The organism is Janthinobacterium kumbetense (assembly GCF_023703445.1).
In the GTDB taxonomy this organism is placed as follows: Bacteria; Pseudomonadota; Gammaproteobacteria; order Burkholderiales; family Burkholderiaceae_D; genus Janthinobacterium; species Janthinobacterium kumbetense.
In genome coordinates, this window is the sequence record NZ_JAMQGR010000003.1 from 202,169 (window position 1) to 222,327 (window position 20,159).

Annotated in this window: 16 protein-coding genes, 1 tRNA gene and 1 pseudogene; 9 read left to right on the plus strand and 9 right to left on the minus strand. The window is 52.2% G+C overall.

Going from position 1 to position 20,159, the window contains the following annotated elements; genetic code table 11:
* Positions 1-122: 122 nt before the first annotated feature.
* The 3 genes from murI to NCG91_RS11800 all read right to left on the minus strand — a co-directional run bounded on the left by murI (position 123) and on the right by NCG91_RS11800 (position 3,298).
* Complete coding sequence (gene murI / locus NCG91_RS11790; RefSeq protein ID WP_251349828.1) at positions 123-968, minus strand: glutamate racemase; 846 nt, start codon at positions 966-968, stop codon at positions 123-125.
* Positions 969-1,036: 68 nt separating this feature from the next.
* Positions 1,037-2,578, minus strand: a complete 1,542-nt coding sequence (locus NCG91_RS11795) for a fumarate hydratase (protein WP_251349829.1) — start codon at positions 2,576-2,578, stop codon at positions 1,037-1,039.
* 105 nt (positions 2,579-2,683) lie between these two features.
* Positions 2,684-3,298, minus strand: coding sequence for a YqhA family protein (locus NCG91_RS11800; protein WP_077400355.1), 615 nt, complete (start codon positions 3,296-3,298; stop codon positions 2,684-2,686).
* Positions 3,299-3,606: 308 nt separating this feature from the next.
* Between NCG91_RS11800 and acs the strand changes: the two genes are divergently transcribed.
* The 6 genes from acs (at position 3,607) to dinD (ending at position 10,975) form a co-directional block, all read left to right on the plus strand.
* Positions 3,607-5,613 (plus strand): acetate--CoA ligase, encoded by a 2,007-nt coding sequence (gene acs / locus NCG91_RS11805; protein ID WP_251349830.1) that lies wholly within the window; start codon positions 3,607-3,609, stop codon positions 5,611-5,613.
* 184 nt (positions 5,614-5,797) lie between these two features.
* A tRNA-Ser gene (locus NCG91_RS11810) sits at positions 5,798-5,888 on the plus strand.
* Between the two features lie 241 nt (positions 5,889-6,129).
* Entirely contained in the window at positions 6,130-7,440 is a 1,311-nt protein-coding gene (locus tag NCG91_RS11815) for a tyrosine-type recombinase/integrase (protein WP_251349831.1), read from the plus strand.
* A 1,114-nt stretch (positions 7,441-8,554) separates the two neighbouring features.
* A complete protein-coding gene (locus NCG91_RS11820; protein ID WP_251349832.1) occupies positions 8,555-9,421 on the plus strand; it encodes a phage integrase N-terminal domain-containing protein in 867 nt (288 codons plus the stop codon).
* 136 nt (positions 9,422-9,557) lie between these two features.
* Positions 9,558-9,758, plus strand: coding sequence for a helix-turn-helix transcriptional regulator (locus tag NCG91_RS11825; protein WP_251349833.1), 201 nt, complete (start codon positions 9,558-9,560; stop codon positions 9,756-9,758).
* Positions 9,759-9,961: 203 nt separating this feature from the next.
* A complete protein-coding gene (gene dinD, locus NCG91_RS11830; RefSeq protein WP_251349834.1) occupies positions 9,962-10,975 on the plus strand; it encodes a DNA damage-inducible protein D in 1,014 nt (337 codons plus the stop codon).
* Positions 10,976-10,989: 14 nt separating this feature from the next.
* On the opposite strand, the gene NCG91_RS11835 is transcribed toward dinD, so the two are convergent.
* Both NCG91_RS11835 and NCG91_RS11840 read right to left on the minus strand, forming a co-directional pair.
* Positions 10,990-11,628 (minus strand): STM2766 family helicase-associated protein, encoded by a 639-nt coding sequence (locus tag NCG91_RS11835; protein WP_251349835.1) that lies wholly within the window; start codon positions 11,626-11,628, stop codon positions 10,990-10,992.
* Positions 11,615-13,645: an STM2767 family DEAD/DEAH box helicase gene (locus tag NCG91_RS11840; RefSeq protein WP_251349836.1), complete on the minus strand. Its 2,031-nt coding sequence runs from the start codon at positions 13,643-13,645 to the stop codon at positions 11,615-11,617. Before NCG91_RS11840 ends, NCG91_RS11835 begins: the two co-directional genes overlap by 14 nt.
* Before the next feature lie 395 nt (positions 13,646-14,040).
* On the opposite strand from NCG91_RS11840, the pseudogene NCG91_RS11845 reads away from it, so the two are divergent.
* Positions 14,041-14,346, plus strand: a pseudogene (locus tag NCG91_RS11845) (IS4 family transposase); the annotation flags it as partial.
* Between the two features lie 18 nt (positions 14,347-14,364).
* Here NCG91_RS11845 and NCG91_RS11850 read toward each other — a convergent pair.
* From NCG91_RS11850 to NCG91_RS11860, 3 genes are all read right to left on the minus strand, one after another.
* Positions 14,365-16,062, minus strand: coding sequence for an ATP-dependent nuclease (locus tag NCG91_RS11850; RefSeq protein ID WP_251349837.1), 1,698 nt, complete (start codon positions 16,060-16,062; stop codon positions 14,365-14,367).
* A gap of 122 nt (positions 16,063-16,184) precedes the next feature.
* A complete protein-coding gene (locus tag NCG91_RS11855; protein ID WP_251349838.1) occupies positions 16,185-17,126 on the minus strand; it encodes a retron St85 family RNA-directed DNA polymerase in 942 nt (313 codons plus the stop codon).
* A complete protein-coding gene (locus tag NCG91_RS11860; RefSeq protein WP_251349839.1) occupies positions 17,123-18,058 on the minus strand; it encodes a retron St85 family effector protein in 936 nt (311 codons plus the stop codon). Before NCG91_RS11860 ends, NCG91_RS11855 begins: the two co-directional genes overlap by 4 nt.
* 702 nt (positions 18,059-18,760) lie before the next feature.
* On the opposite strand from NCG91_RS11860, the gene NCG91_RS11865 reads away from it, so the two are divergent.
* A complete protein-coding gene (locus NCG91_RS11865; RefSeq protein ID WP_251349840.1) occupies positions 18,761-19,147 on the plus strand; it encodes a BPSL0067 family protein in 387 nt (128 codons plus the stop codon).
* 10 nt (positions 19,148-19,157) lie between these two features.
* The gene (locus tag NCG91_RS11870; RefSeq protein WP_251349841.1) at positions 19,158-19,592 is read left to right on the plus strand and encodes an STY0301 family protein; all 435 of its coding nucleotides are present in this window, start codon (positions 19,158-19,160) and stop codon (positions 19,590-19,592) included.
* 10 nt (positions 19,593-19,602) lie between these two features.
* Here NCG91_RS11870 and NCG91_RS11875 read toward each other — a convergent pair whose 3' ends face one another.
* Positions 19,603-20,025: a type II toxin-antitoxin system HicB family antitoxin gene (locus NCG91_RS11875; protein ID WP_251349842.1), complete on the minus strand. Its 423-nt coding sequence runs from the start codon at positions 20,023-20,025 to the stop codon at positions 19,603-19,605.
* Positions 20,026-20,159: the final 134 nt, after the last annotated feature.

The window sequence follows — 20,159 nt, forward strand, 5'->3', positions numbered from 1 at the left end:
TAGCTGTTTTGCTGAACAGGTGCCGAATTATACAAAGAACTCGGCAAAGTGGCAAATCTAAATGCAGTCTTTTTTAAAGAATCGAAAGATTGCATGAAAACGGTCGCTTTTGCTCACCCAGCTCACACGGACAGGTGTTCGACGGGCGGCTGCAAGTCCAGCAAACCGGCGAAGGCTTTCGCCAGGGACTCGACCTTGGCCGTCGTGTAGCCTTGCAGTCGTGGCGCGTCGTTGTTGATGCGGCGCAAGCTTGCTGCATCGAGCAGGCGGGCCAGCTGGCGCGCCACCGCGTCGCCCGTGTCCACCAGGGTGATCGTTTCCCGCGTGTGGGCGCGCACCGTGCGTTCGATGGCGTCCTGCACGAACAGGTAGTGCGTGCAGCCCAGCACCAAGGTGTCGACGCCTTGTTCCAGCATGGGGGCGATGTAGCGCTCGAGCATGGCGCTGGTGGCGTCCAGCGGATCGGTGCCCAGCTCGCATTGCTCGATGCGGTCGGCCAGGCCGATGCACGGCTGCAAGATGAACGTGGCGCCCGTGGCGGCGCTCACCTGCTCGCGCAAGGCCAGCAGTTTGTCGCCGCGCAAGGCGCGTTCCGTGGCCAGCACGGCGATCTTGCCGTTGCGGCTGATGCCTGCCGCCGGTTTCAAGCCCGGTTCGACGCCGACGATGGGCAGGTCGGGGTAGCGCGCGCGTAGCGCCTTGATGGCGGCGATGGTGGCCGTGTTGCAGGCCACGACCAGCGCCTTCGCGCCTTGCTGCAATAAAAAGGCGGTGATCGCCAGCGAACGGTCGATCACTTGCTGTTCCGTCTTGTCGCCATACGGGGCATAGCCGGAATCGGCAAAGTAGATCAGGTCTTCCTGCGGCAGCTGCGCGCGGATATGGCGCAGTACCGACAGGCCGCCCACGCCGGAGTCAAAAATGCCGATGGGGGCGTCCGGGCGGGCATTGCTTGCAATAGAAGTCATATAAAGCCGAAGAAGATAAAAAAAAACGCCGCGCTGTGTTGCCGCGCGGCGTTAATGGTAGTGCTTGTTTAAGCGACCGTCACGGGAATCTTGCTGACGCTATTGAGTTGCTCGATCTTCGCCTGCCACTCTTTCGGGCCCGTGTTGTGCACGGAGGTGCCTTTCGAGTCCACGGCCACCGTCACCGGCATGTCGACGACGTCGAATTCGTAGATGGCTTCCATGCCCATGTCGGCAAAGCCCAGCACTTTCGCACCCTTGATGGCTTTCGACACCAGGTAGGCGGAACCGCCCACGGCCATCAGGTAGGCCGATTGGTGTTTCTGGATCGATTCGATGGCGATGGGACCGCGTTCGGCCTTGCCGATCATGGCGATCAAGCCCGTCTGTTCCAGCATCATGTCGGTGAACTTGTCCATGCGGGTGGCGGTCGTCGGGCCGGCCGGGCCGACCACTTCGTCGCGCACAGGGTCGACGGGGCCGACGTAGTAAATTACGCGGTTCTTGAAGTCGACCGGCAACTCTTCGCCCTTGGCCAGCATGTCCTGGATGCGCTTGTGTGCGGCGTCGCGGCCCGTCAGCATCTTGCCGTTCAACAGCAAGGTCTGGCCCGGCGTCCACGAAGCGACTTCTTCCTTCGTCAGGGTGTTCAGGTCGACGCGCTTGGATTTTTCCGTGTCCGGCGTCCAGTGCACTTCCGGCCACGACGACAGCGATGGCGGTTCCATGTAGGCAGGGCCCGAGCCGTCCAGCACGAAGTGGCCGTGGCGCGTGGCGGCGCAGTTCGGGATCATGGCGACGGGCTTCGACGCGGCATGCGTCGGGTGCATCATGATCTTGACGTCGAGCACGGTCGTCAGGCCGCCCAGGCCTTGCGCGCCGATGCCCAGCGAGTTGATCTTGTCGCACAGCTCGATACGCAATTCTTCCAGTTTATTTTGTGGGCCGCGTTGTTTCAGCTCAAACATGTCGATGTCTTCCATCAACACCTCTTTTGCCATCAGCATGGCTTTTTCGGCCGTGCCGCCGATGCCGATGCCCAGCATGCCAGGCGGGCACCAGCCGGCGCCCATGGTCGGCACGGTCTTCATGACCCAGTCCACCAGCGAGTCGGACGGGTTCATCATGATCATCTTCGACTTGTTTTCCGAACCGCCGCCCTTGGCAGCCACTTTCACGTCGACGGTATTGCCTTCAACCAATTCCATGTGCACGACGGCTGGCGTGTTGTCCTTGGTGTTCTTGCGGTCGAAATGCGGGTCGGCCACGATGGAGGCGCGTAGCTTGTTGTCGTCGAAGTTGTACGCGCGGCGCACGCCTTCGTTGACGGCGTCGGTAACCGTGCCGCTGAAACCTTCGAAGCGCACACCCATGCCGATTTTCAGGAAGACGTTGACGATACCCGTGTCCTGGCAAATAGGACGCTTGCCTTCCGCGCACATGCGCGAGTTGGTCAGGATTTGCGCGATCGCATCTTTTGCCGCCGGGCTTTGCTCGGCCGCATAGGCGCGCGCCAGGTGTTCGATGTAATCAGCAGGGTGGTAGTAGCTAATGTACTGCAACGCTGCGGCGACGGATTCGATCAGGTCTTCTTGCTTTATGACAGTCATGGTGTTCTCGCGGTAGATAAGAAGGGTAAGACTCTTTACTAATACTAGTTACTGCATTGGAGTGACAAAGCCCATGGCCGCTGCTGGCAGTCATGGGCTTTGGGTTTAATGCGGTCGTGCTTGATTCTGTGTCACCGTCATGATGCGGTCGGTGTACGCGATCGCCATGGCGGAAATAATGAAGACCATGTGGATCACCGTCTGCGCGATGATCACTTCCATCTTGTAGGAGTTGGCATTGATGAAAGTCTTCAGCAGGTGGATGGACGAGATGCCGATGATGGCCATCGCCAATTTCGTCTTCAGCACGGAAGCATTTACATGCGACAACCATTCCGGCTGGTCTGGGTGGTCATCGAGGTGCATGCGCGAAACGAAGGTTTCGTAGCCGCCAATAATGACCATGATCAACAGGTTCGAAATCATGACCACGTCGATCAGGCCTAATACCACCAGCATGATGGTCGCTTCGTTCAGCTTGGTCGGCAGGGCGCTGCCGGGCACGGCGACGGCCGTCAGTACGTGCTGCAGGGCTGCATCATTGCCGAACACGGCGCCGATCAGGTCAGATAATTCCACCCAGAAATGGAAGACATACACGCATTGTGCGAGGATCAGGCCCAGGTACAGCGGCAACTGCAGCCAGCGCGACATGAAGATGAAGGCGGACAATGGATGCAGCTTGGTATGTTTGGCAGACGGTGGTAGGTGGTCGATCATGTAGGGGTTCCTGGGGGAGTAAATACCAATTTTTGGCATGCCCGACATTTTACACTTGCTGTCGATTACTGCGCATGGCCTTGCTCTGTATTATTGGGTTTGATGAAACACAAAGTGGTATTGAAGCTTCGGCGCGCCAGGCATTTTCCCAGTGAAAATACTGTACGGCGTCCCCTTGACGCCCATCGCCGAAGGCGCTTATGGTTAGCCTTGACGGAGGAAAACGCTGCAGAAAATGCGCAATGTAAGGCGTCCGTAAGACATGGCGCTTATCGTGTTAGCAAACAATTACTACACTGGAGACAAGCATGGCCGCTACAGAAAACCAAGGACAGGGCACGCAGCAGCAAGGACCAGAAGAGTCGCGCGTATTTGAACCATCGGCGGCCTTTGCCGCACAAGCCACCATTTCCGGTATGGCCGCGTACCACGCCATGGTGAAAGAGGCGGAAACCGACTACGAAGGCTTCTGGGCCAGACTGGCGCGCGAAAACCTGAGCTGGAAAAAGCCGTTCACCCGCACCCTGAACGAAGACAATGCCCCGTTCTACAAATGGTTCGAAGACGGCCAGCTGAACGTGTCGTACAACTGCCTGGACCGCAACATCGAAAATGGCCGGGGCGACAAGACGGCCATCATCTTCGAAGCGGACGACGGCACCGTTACCAAGGCAACCTATAAAGAACTGCACGAAAAAGTCTGCAAGTTCGCCAACGGCCTGAAATCCAAGGGCATCGCCAAGGGCGACCGCGTCATCATCTATATGTCGATGTCCGTCGAAGGGGTTGCCGCCATGCAAGCCTGCGCGCGCATCGGCGCCACCCACTCCGTCGTGTTCGGCGGCTTTTCCGCAAAATCCTTGCAGGAACGCATCATCGACGCGGGCGCCGTGGCCGTCATCACGGGCGACGAGCAATTGCGCGGCGGCAAGAAGTTGCCATTGAAATCCATCGTCGACGAAGCGCTGGCGCTGGGCGGCTGCGATACCGTGAAAAACGTCATCGTGTATAAACGCACGGGCAGCGACTTGCCGATGGTGGCTGGCCGCGACACATGGCTGCACGACCTGGTCGCAGGCCAGAGCGCGCAATGCGAACCGGAATGGGTCGATGCCGAGCATCCATTGTTCATCTTGTACACCTCCGGCTCGACGGGCACGCCGAAGGGCGTGCAGCATTCGAGCGGCGGCTACCTGCTGTGGGCCGCGCTGACGATGAAGTGGAGTTTCGACATCAAGCCTGACGACGTGTTCTGGTGCACGGCCGACATCGGCTGGGTGACGGGCCACAGCTACATCGCGTATGGCCCGATGGCCGTGGGCGCCACGCAAGTGGTGTTCGAAGGCATCCCGACTTACCCGAACGCGGGCCGTTTCTGGGAAACCATCAAAAAACACAACGTCAGCATTTTCTACACAGCGCCAACGGCCATCCGTTCGCTGATCAAGGCAGCCGACGTGGACCCGAAAGTCCATCCAGGCAACTACGACCTGACCAGCCTGCGTTTGCTGGGCACGGTCGGCGAGCCGATCAATCCGGAAGCGTGGATGTGGTACTACAAGCATATCGGCGGCGAGAAATGCCCGATCGTCGATACCTTCTGGCAAACGGAGACGGGTGGCCACATGATCACCCCGTTGCCGGGCGCGACGCCGATGGTCCCCGGTTCCTGCACCCTGCCATTGCCGGGCATCATGGCCGCCATCGTCGACGAAGCGGGCCAGGACGTGCCGAACGGCCAGGGCGGCATCCTGGTGGTGAAGCGCCCATGGCCATCGATGATCCGCACGATCTGGAACAACCCCGAGCGTTTCAAGTCCAGCTACTTCCCGGAAGAACTGGGCGGCAAGATGTACCTGGCAGGCGACGGCGCCATCCGCAACAAGGACACGGGCTACTTCACCATCACGGGCCGCATCGATGACGTGCTGAACGTGTCGGGCCACCGCATGGGCACGATGGAAATCGAATCGGCCCTGGTGGCCAACCCGCTGGTGGCCGAGGCAGCCGTGGTAGGCCGTCCGGACGACACGACAGGCGAATCGATCTGCGCCTTCGTTGTGCTCAAGCAAGCGCGTCCGACAGGCGAGGAAGCGAAGAAGCTGGCCCTGGAGCTACGCAACTGGGTCGGCAAGGAAATCGGCCCGATCGCGAAGCCGAAGGAAATCCGTTTCGGCGACAACCTGCCGAAAACCCGCTCCGGCAAAATCATGCGCCGCCTGCTGCGCGTGCTGGCCAAGGGCGAGACGATCACGCAAGACGTCTCGACCCTGGAAAACCCGGCCATCCTGGAGCAGTTGAAGGAAGCGTCGTAATGAAAGGTCGGTCCCTGCGGGGGCCGACCACTGCCTGTATTGGGCCGCGGCTTGTCGTTGTGTGATTTAACTTTTACCCCACGGTAAATAACTTTGGCAGTCCGTAGAATCTTTGCTATAATCTGCGGCTTCGCGACAAGCGAGAAATAGTACGCAATGCGAGCAAGTCGACGCATTGCCTGCAGGAGAGGTGGATGAGTGGTTGAAGTCGCACGCCTGGAAAGCGTGTATAGGTTCATAGCCTATCGGGGGTTCGAATCCCCCTCTCTCCGCCACGGATAGTAATTAAGTAAGATCAGGACGTCTCAGGAAGTCCCTCAAAAACCGCTTAGGGCTTGATTCTAAGCGGTTTTTTCGTTTTTCGGCGTCTCAGGCCGTGTCAGCCCATTTCAATGCATTGCGCTTTTTTTAGGGTAGGTGATGCGGGATCGGCACCATACCTTTGATCGTCTACTCTTTTAATTTGCGCCATCTTGTCTATAGTGTTCTTTCAACACGTTGACGTGGAGGTGCATCATGCCCAAGATCATTGCTCCGCTGACTGACGCTCGTATCAGGAACGCCAAGCCACGCGAGAAGTTGTACAAACTGTTTGATGGCGACGGCTTGTATATCGAGGTGACGCCAAGCGGTTCGCGCATCTGGCGCTTCAAGTTCCGACAGGCCAACGGCAAGGACAACTTGCTGACCTTCGGCCCATATCCGGAAATCACGCTGCAGCATGCTCGCGAAAAGCGCCTGGAGACCCGCCGCCTGATGCTGCAAGGGATCGATCCCGGAAAGCACCGCGATGATGCCAAGCGGCTGTTGAAAGAGCGCGCCGCCAACACATTTGAAAAGATTGCCCGCGAGTGGCACGCCAACAAGGTGCCGACCTGGAGCGAGCGCACCGCCAAGAACGTCCTGCAACGGCTGGAGGCAGATATCTTCCCGGCCATCGGCCGCAGGCCCATCGATGAACTCAAGCACCTCGATGTAATCGCTGCACTGCGCAAGATCGAGGAGCGCGGCGCAAGCGAAATCGCCCATCGCCAGAAAGCGGTATGTGCGTCAATTTTCAGCTACGCGATTCAATGCGGATTCACAGAGAGTAATCTGGTCACCGATATGAAGGATGTGTTGAAGACCGTCCGTGCCGGACACTTCGCCGCCATTGAAACCGATGAACTGCCGAAGTTTCTGGCCATTCTGGACCGCAACGAAGCACGCATGTTCGCGCCGACGCGCATTGCGCTGCGGCTGATGCTGCTGTGCTTTGTGCGTACCAGCGAGTTGATCGAGACGCCTTGGAGTGAAATCGACCTGGAACGCGGCGAGTGGATCATTCCATGGCAGCGCATGAAGCGCGGCAAGCTGACCGTCAATCCGGATATGACCAACCATCACGTCTGCCTGTCGCGCCAGGCGCTGGAGCTGCTGCGCGAACTGCACGCGATCACGGGCCGCAGCAAGTACCTGTTCCCGAATCAGCGCGACCACGAAAAGCCGATCAGCAATAACACGATACTGGTGGCGCTTGGACGCATGGGATACAAGGGAAAGATGACCGGCCACGGCTTCCGGGCGCTGGCCATGAGCACCATCAAGGAACGCCTGGGCTACCGGCATGAAGTCGTGGACCGGCAACTGGCGCATGCACCGAAGGATAAGGTGGCCAGTGCCTATGACCGGGCGCAGTTCCTGGCGGAACGGCGCAAGATGATGCAGGATTGGGCCGACTACATCGATGCCGTCAGCGGCAAGGGAGAGCCGCCGCAGACGCCAAGATTAACGCTGGTCAGCGGGGAATTCAGCCGGGATGGCGGAACAGGAGGGCACCATGTCTAAGTATATACTGCGCCTCACGGATGCGCTTATCAAGCAAGCGGCCCCCAAAGACAAATTATATTGACTAGCTATCGGAGCCTTTGTCCGGGCTGCAACGCTGCCGGTCAATGCCAGTAGCACCAGCCCAGTCCGCGCCGGTCGCAATCTGTGTACTACGAAAAGCGCACTTGACGAAACGAACCACTTGCAAACGTCGATATCAGGCATAGAATGAAGCTCTCTTATGTGGGAATCGCTCCCACGAGGGCATGCATCGAGCATGTCCCTGTGCTTAGCGGCATAGGCGTTGCGGTCGTTACCCGCCACCATGATACATAGCAGTTTCTGCTAGATATATCGCCGGGCCATGCAGAAGCATGCACATCTCGGCACGATAAAGCGCTGCCTTCAGCGTCTTCATATCCCACAGTCCGCAAGACGGATTGTCTGGATGATTGCGCCCGGTGGGCGCTTCCTCAAACAGGAGCAAGACTCCTGCCCCGATTGGTTCGCATGCCCCGCGAGGTAGCGCACCGTATGAAGCACAGCATGGCTTTGCCGCAAGCCGCACCGTTAGCAGAAATGCCAGCGATGCGATGCCATCGCGGCTGCCGCCAGCGCATGTGCTTCAGAGTCGCCAGTATCGTCACCGCGAGTGCGATGCTGGCATGTATGCCGTCACATGCCATGGCTGCGTGCGCGCGTCGTTACTGGCGGCGTGCTGCCAGTGACGATGCGCCGCCGACGGCATAGGCCCAGGTGGCAAGCGGCATTCCACCGCGTGATGGTGTTCAGTGACGGGGCCAGGCGCCCCGCATCGCAGGCAAGCCCTGCGATGTCCTTTGCCCGCTATGGGCTGATTAATAGAAGTTGATCCGTGCACGATGTGCACTCCATGGACCCTGGGTGATTGGTCCCCGCTGCGGCAGCTTCCTCCGGGAGCGCGCAGCGGTGCCACACGCGCATGCGGCGCGGGCAGGCAGCAACAGCAACCGTATACACGGGAGTGGTGTCCCGAGGCCCTTGATTCAACCTTTTCTGCCGAGGCAGTGAGGGTGGCCAGAAACACTTACCAGACAGCATTACACCACGCAACATTGATTTGGAAACCCAAGATCGAAGGGATGACTTTGCCATGCGCGACCTGAACTACCAGCTCAAGCAACTGTGTCACCGCAACCGGGATGGCAGCTTTGCGACGCAGGCCGACCGCGAGCGCTTATTAAACCTGTGCGCCAACGACCTGGCGGAGCGGGGCTTCCAGCAGATGAGCGTGGACAGTCTGAAGCCGAAGCATGTGGCGGCGCTGCTCGACAAGTGGAAGCAGGATGGCGTCAGTACCGGAACGATCAAGAATCGCATGAGCGCTTTGCGCTGGTGGGCCGAGAAGATCGGCAAGGAGAACATCATCGCGCGCACCAACGGCGAATATGGCATCGCGGAGCGGGTGTTTGTCACCAACGTCTCGAAGGCGAAGGTGCTCGACGCCGACACGCTGGCCCGCGTGAATGATCCGTATACGCGCATGTCCCTGCAGTTGCAGGCGGCGTTTGGTTTGCGGCGCGAGGAAAGCATCAAAATCAAGCCGGGATGGGCCGATGGCGGGAACATCCTGCGGCTGCAGGATAGCTGGACTAAGGGTAGCAAATACCGGGAGGTGCCGATTACCACCATGCAGCAGCGCGCCGTGCTGGAAGCGGCCAAGTCGCTGGCGGGAAAAGGCAGCCTGATTCCGGCGCAGTTGCGTTATCGGGATCAGTTGAACCGCTTTCGTGCGCAGTGCGACAAGGCGGGTATCCATGGCGTGCATGGGCTGCGCCATGAGTACGCGCAGCGGCGCTATGCCGAACTGACTGGCCGACCTAGTCCAGCATGTGGCGGCGCGACGTCCAGACAGCTGGATACTTCACAAAAACTCGCAGATCACGCTGCGCGGATGAAGATTTCGGTGGAGATGGGGCATGGTCGTGAACAGGTCACGTCTATCTACCTGGGGAGATGACCGCCCACTTGTATCAGGGCAGCAGCGCATGGAGCGGAAGATATGTAAAGGGTGCAGCCCTGGCGCTGCTGGAACCATCGCGGAGAGTCGGCATGACTCTCCATTGTTTGCTGTTCATCAATCGAAGGAGAATCTTATGACCACGACTAAAAAATTCCTCCGCTTGCCTGCGGTCATCGAGGCCACCGGCTGGTCCCGCGCCACAATCTGGCGCAAGGTGAAGGCGGGCGTGTTGCCAGCGCCGATTCCCATCGGCCCCAAGTCTGTTGCCTGGGACGCAGAGGAAATCGCTCAGTGGCAGCAGCGCTGTATAGATGCAAGCCGTGGAGTCGCTTGAGACGACGATTGAATTCTGCTTGATCAGTAGCGCCTCATCAACTTATAGCTAACCAGAGGGCGTTATTGATGTGATAAGTGCTTGTTGTATTTGCCTTGGATGGGATGCATCAAAGCAATCCTAAGCTCAATGTCATCCTTTCGCTGTGCTCAGTTTGATAGAACAGGTATAAAATCGAGCTTTAGCACAACTGAGGTGGTTTTATGTCTAAGGACGAAGAAGGCACGACTGTACCTAGTCAAACGGCTAAAGCTGCGCTCGAAAACATTCGCCGCATGCTGAAGGGGGAGATAGAGTTTCCCACGCCAGGAGACGCTACAGCAGAGATGATTAAAGCTGCCGTTCCAGTCGTGCAGTCTATTACGGAAGAACCGCCGTTTCATGGCACATCAGAGGAAGTAATCGCAGGATTCGAAAATGCAGCGAAGATGACTGCTGAGAATGTCGAATATTGGAGTGCGCTTGAATTAATGGGACTGTTCGGCTACGGAGCTTGGAAAAGCTTCGAGGGCGTCATACAGCGCGCATACATAGCTTGCAACCAAAGTGGACTCACCATTAATGAGCATTTCGCGGAAATAAGCGAAAAAGTTGAAACGCAAGCAGGAATAGAGTCGCGTATTTACGATATCCATGTCACCAGATACGGCGCTTACTTAATCGCACAAAACGCCGACTCCAAGAAAAAACAGGTAGCTTTTGCTCAAACATATTTTGCGGTACAGACTCGCCGTCAAGAACTAAAAAATAAATACGATGAGCAACTTGTCGAACAGCAGCGCCGCCTATCGCTGCGCAATGACATTTCTGTGCACAATAAGGACTTGGCAGATGCGGCAAAAGACGCTGGAGTAATTCAGCCAATGGAATATGCAGAGTTTCAAAATTCTGGCTATCGTGGCCTTTACAATGGACTAAATGCCATGGGCATCAAAAACGCAAAGCGACTCACGGGGAACGCAAAGATTCTAGATCACATGGGTAGCACAGAGTTAGCGGCCAATCTCTTCCGTCTTACTCAAGCTGAAGAAAAACTGCGCCGTGAGGGTATAAGGGGCAAGTTCAACGCGAATGCCGCACACTTTGAGGTTGGACAGAAAGTGCGCAAAGCGATCGCTGATATCGGAGGTACTATGCCGGAAAAGCTCGAACCTGCAGAAGATATCAATAAAATTAGGCATCGTTTGCGAAAAGAGGATCCACCTAAGATTGCGTAGGAAAGCTAGTCTGCTTACTCTAGTGCTGGGCGAAGGTAGTGACAATCACTCTCGATGTTGAGAATTGATACCATCATGTCATGACTCAATTCACCACGAAGCCCAATTTTAAAGGATGATCCTTGCGAGTAGTACAGATCTAGATGATGTTCTGGGTGTCGGTGTCCATCAATGCGCTCCAAGTCCCAATCATACCGAATATAGGCATCCTCAGCTAACATTAACTCTCTAAATAAACTCCATAACAGCGGATCGACATCGACTGCTTCTATTATCGGATCAATGAAGTGGGAAAAATCAGCCGCTTGCAGAGTTCCGCTTTCTACCAAGGCAATAATTTGTGAGCTAACCCGATTGTCAATTTGCACACCTTCTCTAGAAGTGAATGTATACTCTCCACGCTCGAAGCGGACAGCAAAGGGAAACGATATTGAAAATATCTTGCCACCCCCATTCAATTCGCAAAATAGCCGACTCATCGACATAATGACAATAGATAAGCGTGCTTCAGATTGAGCCTCAGTGGTCGGCTGATTTACAAGAAATGATTTTATTGCAGTCATCCATAAAACGATAATATCGCGTTTCGCTCGCACTGCCTTCAAGAAATGCAAAGCTTGATATCTATCGATCATCAAGTCAAAGCGCTTCACCAGCGCCTCCCCGACCAAGCATTTTCGGATACAGGAAAGTTACTGTCTCCCTAATATTGTCGATATCCACATCTTCGCCAACAAGCTTAATTGCATCGAAAAGCGGCTGACGCAAGATAGGGAGTACTCCCATTTCATCAAATACTCTTTCCACCACATCAAAGAAAGGCATTGAACTAGCAGTTACTCGAATCGTAGTCTTAATCCTAGCCTTCTCCGACTCACCTGGTGGGGAAACCTCGATACATCCTTCGTTATTAATCCGTTGCAGTCCATCCAATATTCGAGGCAAGACTGCTGCGTTGTAGGCAGCAGATACAATAAGGCGTGATTGGATAAATGATCGGGTTAAAGTCATGTAAAGAGCATTTCGATACTTGTAACTTGGTGATATTTGTTCGCTGACGCAGATCACAAAAGGAAACTCAAGGCCCTTAACATTGTTACGATTGCTAACGAAGAGTTGACCTTTCCGACGCCGCTTGGTTTCATAAGCTTTATTTACTGTCCAACCTAACTCCCTACGAATCGACACCTCTAGATGGTCAGCTAATGAGTAAACGACGTTCCCAGAATCAAGCAAAATAATCCCGACATCATCCGGTGTTAATGTCGGATGCTCCAACGCTAGTTGCTTAATTGCATCGATAATCCCACTTCCGATAGCATCCCAGAAAGGTCCCGCTACGGAATCTACAATCACGCTTGGAATGTTGTTATCTATGTCCTCAAAGCGCCGCAATGGTTCTCTGGTTAATCGATATAACGAGCCATGCGCAGCTTGCTGAACTACATATCCGCAAGCCTGCCATTCATTATCTTCAAGCCAGCGGAGCTTAGATTCCTCAAACAATCCCATACCAATAGCATGAGCGAACATTAATGTTCTCGGATCAGTTCTATAACATTTGCTCAATAAATAGTCTGGTGCAATAGATGGGGCGATATTTTCGTCGAAAATACTTTGGAAGATATCACCTGCAACGTAAACAGTTGTTCGAGTTACTAGTTCACATAATTCTATAAATGAGTCCGGAAAATCCTGACTCTCGTCAATTAAGATATAGTCCAAGACAGGCTCGACTGCGCCACGTGTCCTTAGTTCTACTAGCGCTTCCTTACAAGCTCGATCAAAAGTCATGTAATGACTGTATCGATGAAATTGAAGACCGTATTTCTCACAAATCAGACGATAGGCTCCCGAATTTGGAGCGTTAGTTGAGCCCCATGCGTGAAAGCACCAAAGCCTCTCTTCCCATGCGATTTGTTCTTCAACTTTCATGAAGTTGAAGAAATCAGGGATTCGTTTGGCTAAATTATCGGCCAATATTCGGTTATGACAGGTAAAAAGAATCGTAGACTTAGGAGTGTTTACATAAAGATCACGAAGCTTATGCATTAACAACTCAGTCTTGCCAGTCCCGGATAACCCCTGAATTCTAACTATTTTGTTATCACGTTTTTCATAAATAAAACGAGTCTGATCTCCATCAAAAAGCAAAATCTTTCTTTTTACGCGGTCTAGTAAACTCGCGGGCAGATCGGCTCTTACTCGTTCAATATCATTAATGCTGCCAGTTAGTAAAGAAACGAGCAACTCAGCAATTCTTTGCTTAGCTGGGTCTTCAATTTTCGAATTCTGTTCCCACTCATCAAAAGCATTTAGATCAGTAGCTTGAATTTCTAAAACCAGATCATTTTTCCAAGAACGTGGTCGACCGATAGCTTCCTTATATCGATACTTGTCCGAGATTGAAGCTAAATCCTCAAGGAAGTCTTCAACAAAATCGCCAAAGGAATCACTATTTCCAGAAAAATCAACAAAACTAAGTTTGCGTCGCGGCGTAAGCACCACCAATGCGGCTTCATGTGAATATGTATAGCGATTATCACCCAATGGGCGATCAATTATATAGGTCTGCTCTTTTCGAGAGATGGCATCAGCCTCAACTTTATCAATAAATTCTTGATTTAACTGACTTTTATCGGCTTTGAGAAAAAAGAAGCTACTTGACATTTTATTAATACCGGAGTGATTGCGTTGAGCTTAACGCCTTCGCTGGCAGCGACAGGGTTTCCGTGGCACGCTAACCGTTGTGCCTGCCTCGAATGATACCCAACTTGTGCCATTTGCCCATAGCCATTTCACCTCTTACTTGGAGAAAAATCAATCTTACTTCGCCGCCGCAACTTCCGAGACGAATTGCACCGGCAGGGACGAGGGTCACGGCAGGGACCAGGGGCCGGTCTGCCATTTGGACACGGGCTGATGCATTGAGCACTGCAGAAGCCCAGTCAATTCGAGCAACGAACACACGTCCTCGGCACGCGATGCTGCCGACAAAGACCTAAGGTCTTCTACTCCAACCACTGCACCAATCCGTGTCCAAATGGTGGATCTGAACTCGCGCGTACGAGGCCCAGCGCTGCAAGTACGTGCATCCAACCTACGCCGGTACGCCCTAGCGCCCGCCCGCTGGGTGTGCCGAACGCGTGGATGTGGGCGCGCACGTTGAAGAATGAGAACGGTCAGCGCGGCTGGCCCAAAGGAACGCCTGCGCTGGATCGAGTGCTACGAGCGCATTACCGAGATGGCCACCGCGCTTGCCGACACGCGTCTAGTGTACGTGGACGACCGCGAAGTCGATCTGATGCCGTTGATGGCCCGCCTGTGCCCAACAACTTGGCACGCCGACCGACTGGCCGACAAGGAAAAAGTGCCCTCCTGTCCTACTTTTACGTGCCGCCACTCAAGGTTAGCTTTGTTTCGAGAGCGTTTACTAACGCATCAATTGAAGCTCGTTTGTGCGAATTTAGGGCGGTAGAAGGAGACTTAGCAACAGCACGAGCGACTGTATCTTTTAATTGAGATTTAATTCGGTCACCCCAAGGTTTTGCTGATTTTTCAAACGATTTTTTCGCCCGATCAGACCATTTTTCATTCCCACGGAAACTGGTCGATCTGAAATCCACGCCGAATTTACTCATGATTTCATCAGCATATACATCAACATTGAAGCAGTCTTCGAGCTCTGAATTTTGCATACCTTTGCATATAACCAAAGTAAGATCAGCAATTTTCAGAAGACCGTCTCTTTCAGCCTTTTCATAACCAAGCCGCCCAGCAGCGTCATGGTCTAATAATACATGGCCGGAACATAGTGCATTACTTAACATGTTAAGCTTGTATGATAGGTTTCCCGCGCCAGCCAAACCTTCTATTACCAAAAGATTTTGCTTCATTGCGCTCCCAATGATACTGCTCAGTGTTGGTAATAGCGCTTTCAATGCTATTACATCTTCACTTCCTTCAACTACTAAGACGTGGCTTGCATTTACAAGATTGTCAGAAGATCGAATACCAAGCAATTCTCTTATGCTTGCGATTGTCTTCGCCGGTTTTGCACTATTTGCGTCAACTAGAATATTTCGCGAGATTTGATCACGGTCGGCAAATAGCGGGCAATGAGTCGTCAGAACAACTTGATTTTCCGGCACCAAATTCAGAATCGCTTCACGAAGACTATGAATTGCCCCTGGATGTAAATGAGATTCCGGCTCTTCAATTGCAATAATTGAGGCAGCGCCAAGCGATCTGCGTTTCGCCCTTAAAAGGCCCAGTACAGCAAGGCTCTTTACACCATCGCCCTTAAACTCAAGTAATGTTCGCGTGCCATCGTCAATCTCTACTCTACATTGACTTCGCAGTGCACTACGTCGTGCAGCAGGCGGCACTTGAACGTATACATTACTAATACTTGGCAAAAATTCATTCAATGATTCTTTTATTGATTTTCCAATCCGCTTCAGAATTGGCTCCTGAAGGTCTGCAATAGCTTGTAATGCTGCAATATAGTTTGGCTCTGATTCAAGTTTCGCCAATTCGTCGGCGAGCATTTCTTGTACCACTTCTTCGGCATGTTCCTCCGTTCGCACGGCCGGAATGTAATTAAATTCGATCTTTGCAGCAATATATTGAGAAATTTTTGCGGACTTTGAAGATAGTGTGTTTCCGCCTGGCCCTTTCTTTGGTACATGGATATCATGCTCGTTCGTTTTTCCAATTTTTATTTCAATCGGAAGAATTCCATTAAGATTGCTTTTGATGGCATTTCGAAATTCATTGACTTCATGTTCATCTAAGGAAAACTCAAGTCTAAATTTCGATTCCAAGCCACTCTTTCGACCTTGTAGCGAAATGGGGAAATCCCGGTTCCATATAAATCTCTCACGGTCACTCAATGTTCCAATACGAATAGATCTCGGTCTTGTTCCATGGTTCGTCAACATCTTCATAGAAATGGCTAGCGCTCTTAATATGTTTGATTTTCCTTCGTTGTTTTTTCCTAGGAGAACAGCAATATCGCCAATAGGGATTCGGTGTGTTCCAATGATGCTTCGATAGTTGGTAACTGAGAAAAAAGCGAGGCGCATGTATGTCCAATTGGGTGAAATTTATAAAAATTACCTTAAATACCTAACTTTACTTTAGAAGTAATTCTATAAAGTATGATAGCGCGTCTGATTTGGCACGGTACGATACATCATTTCAATCATTATTTTATTTCAGAGCCAAAGGGCAAATCTAATTCGCGGAAAATGGAAGTGCCGAATTGTCGAACTAACGACAAAATATAGCTAGGTTCAATAGACCAAGCAAACGCGAGCTCGCCACGTAATCGTGGATGATCAATTTCATTCAACAACCCTTTTGAAAATCGATATAGCTCCGATCGAAGCCTTCGCTTCTTATCTCTTCCTAATGAAACGTCTCCAGTAGGAGTTAAAATTAGCCCCACCAAGGACTGACGACAAGCGCGGGATGTTGAAACCGTCTTAGAATGGTTTATTCTCAATCGAGGGTATGAAAGTTGATCGGCGATTTCTTGAATTTGTTTGGGAATTGTTGATAGTACGTCAACCCTGTTCGTGGAAAAAGCGAGATCATCAGCATACCTGCTGTAAGTTATCTTTTTCCCTCGTAATAATTGAGAAATTTTCCTGTCAAAATCGTATAGAATTGAATTGGATAATAAAGGTGAACTAGGTGCTCCAATAGAAAGGCATAATTTTTTGTTTAGTCTATCGTACCAGCATACAGCGCGAGTTATAAATTGAGCATCATTTTCTGGAATTTTTCCAACTTGTGTTAGGTGTTTTTGTACATCATTTGCAGAAATAGACGGGAAAAAATCAGAAAAGTCGAGTTTTAGGAGGAACCGCTTTCCAGCATGCGTAGTTGCATGGTCACCGATAGACAGGCCTTGGCGATACGCCGTTGCACTTTGATGAATAGGTAACGATGAAAGAATATTTTTCATCAACCAGCACTGTATGATTTTTATTTCCGCTGACGGTTGAGCTATCGTGCGAAATTTATTTGGTTGTCTTTTCGGGATCTGAAACACTTTGTAACGATAGCGGGCAGTAGATATCAACTGAATTAGTTCATCACTGGAAAATGGAAGATCAATCATCATTTTATCAATGATGCTCATGATTTTTTACTCCCATCATTCTCCAATTCAAATATGCTTTTCCTGAAGGCGTCGCTTTGTATTTCTTTCCAAATAATTGTTTTGAATCTTTCTCGTTTGAAATTAATGCCAGGTTTGGATGTGGTATAGTCAACGTAAATTTTACGGAATTTCTTTGGAATATAGTAATGATTGTTGCCGTACTGACGGTAAGAAATTAGTTCTGTCTTTTGTAGAAGGAATAATATTTGGTCAAGTCTGGCTGTTTTGATCTCTATGCCAAAATGTAGTAATATTTTCTGTAACTCTGTAATTTGACAAACGAGGAAAAGGTTAACTAAATCGAGGACTAAAATAATTTCATGCTGAGCATCTGCGGCGTTGAACGTTGAACTTGGTTTGGTCTGAGCTCGTTTTTGATCCAATGTAGCGATAACAACCGAAATGTGTTTTGGGAGGTCTTCAGGTTTTACATTTGGAATCACACAAACACTATTTTCATGTTTTTGTGTTTTCTCAAGACTTCTAATTGGTCCTAGGCTAATGAATGATTTTGCTGGGTGATGAATGTCTCTTACGACAACAACCAACCTTTCACTCAGAGAATTAATTTGTGAAAAAGCCCCAAGCTCTGCAATTGCACCTGGCGCTTCAAGAAAAACTAGAACGGCGCTAGTTAAATATCCTAGATCCTTTTCAAACAACAATAGGTCTGAGTATGTATTGAATTCATTCCAGTCACTGTAATTTTCGGGAAGTAATAATAATTCGACCTGTTCCTGTCGATTTTCCGTCCACCACCGAACGAATGCGTCTCTTTGAGATTTTGCTTTATTTTTTTTCTTAGGCGATATTGCACCGCCGAATATCGCAATGAACTCGGGAAAAGAAACGACAGTCGCCCTTTTAGGGTCGACTGTCGCAATAAAAGATTCAATTGCTTTTAGCGTCATAGGCAGACTCAGCTACCATAAATTACAGGCACGAAACAGGCCACGCGCCCAAGGAGTGACGACGGAGCGAGTTGGGCGCGTGGCCTGTTTCGTGCCGCCGATGTATATCAATTATTTCCCGTCTGGCGATACGCCCGACGATGGTATGTTTCCTAAGTAACAACCACTATGCGCGTAACTGAGTTAGTCGATTATGGATGTTGCGAGAAGGAAAAGCAAATGCTTAACGCATATATTCTTTGAAATGTACAACTTGGATTGTTGTTTTTAACTACTCGCAGTTTTGCAGGTAGGCTTTTCACACAAGCCATCACACCTCGGTGAAATCAGCCATCGTATTTTCGATCACAGCAACCATGCTGCAATGTTGCCAACAGCGATGAAAGCTGCGTAAAATGCAGGTTCGGGCGTGTAGCTCAATGGCAGAGCAGAAGCTTCCCAAGTAGCTGATGCATATGTCAGAAGGGGGATGTTTTGGGATACATGGAAATTTCAAATTGCCATAATCTAGGATATATGCGGCTTATGGTATAGGATTCGAATCCCCCTCTCCCATTTTTGAGCGGAACTCGGCCCTTCAGCTCAATATCCCAGCCTGCCGCCCCGAGTACCCAAACTCCCCCACAAACCTTGTCACCCCTCAAGCCCCTCCCAGTTCTCCAATATATCGTAAGACTCTCCCTCTAGCCATTGGAGAATCCCATGCCCTACACCTACACCAAAGTCGACGACCTGGAAAAAACCACCATGGTCGGCAACCACCAATGCGTTGCGCTGGTTCGCCACTACGCGGGTGCGCCTGCCACATTGGCCTGGAAGCAGGGGGAAGCCGTGCTGGGGAATCGTTTGCTGCGCAAGGGCACGGCCATTGCCACATTTATCAACGGGAAGTATGCGAATCATCAACAAGGCAATCACGCCGCCCTGTATATGGGGCAGACGCTGGACGGCATCATTGTCATGGATCAGTGGACGGGGAAGCGCCTGGGCATCGTGACTTCGCGAACCTTGCGTTCCAAAGGCCAGTACAAGAATGGCCTGCATATCGATCCCAGCAACAATGCCGATGCTTTTTTTGTCATCGAATAGAGGAGCATCCATGCGACATAAACGTTTGTTGATTTGCGCCGCCGGCTGCATTTTCCCTGTGTTCACGCATGCTGCCGTGACCGCCTCATTTGCCTGCCCGCAGAGCGTGCCTGCGACTTCGATCAGCCTGAACGCCGTGCCGGCTGGCTGGACGCCATATATCGGCAGCCCGCTCTACCTCAGTGCCGCAGCGCCGATTGACGGCGCACCGGAGCGCAGGGGGCAGCTCGTGCCCGGCGGGGAGCGCACGAAGAAAGGGCGTACGATACTCAGCTACCGCCTGGAAGGCCCCTATCCAGACGGCAAGTGGCTGCAATGCAGTTACGGCGCGCATGGCGAAGTCACGCTGTCTCGGAGAATGGACGACAGCGTCAGCCTTTGCGAATTCACCTACAGGAAGGGCCGCAAGGCCGGGCAGAACGAGATCGATATCGATTGCCGTTAAGTCATTGGCATCACCGCACTCCGCCTCCCTTGGCTTCGGCCTCGATCAAGCTGAGCGCCGCACGCGACAGCAGGCCGCTGCGCGTCTCGTGCCGCGCTGCCGCATAGCGGTCGATCTTGCTCAGCACAAAGCGCGGCAGGCTGATGTTGATGCGTTCGGGCTTGCTATCGAGTTTTTCTAGGTCGAGGTGGACCAGTGCCCAGATGCCACCCGCATGCTCAGGATTGGCCTGTAGAGCTTCGATCTTGCTTTGCGTTATTTCCACTGGCTCGCCCAGCTCCAGCAGTGTCTCGATGTGACTGGTGATGGCTGCCCGGACGTTGTTGAGCGCGTCTTCCACGCTATCGCCCCACGAGTGGACGCCTTTGATGTCGGGGACGTTCACACCGTACACACTATCGGCATCTTTAAAAATGACAGCGGGGATATTCATGGCTGTTCCCTCATGCACTATCTGTTGAACTCGGCAACGCGGAGGAGAAATGTTGCTCTCTGCAAGCATACGCATAATGTGTATCAGTGTGTACTCCAGGTCTGACGCTACGCAACGTTCAGACGCAAAAAAGC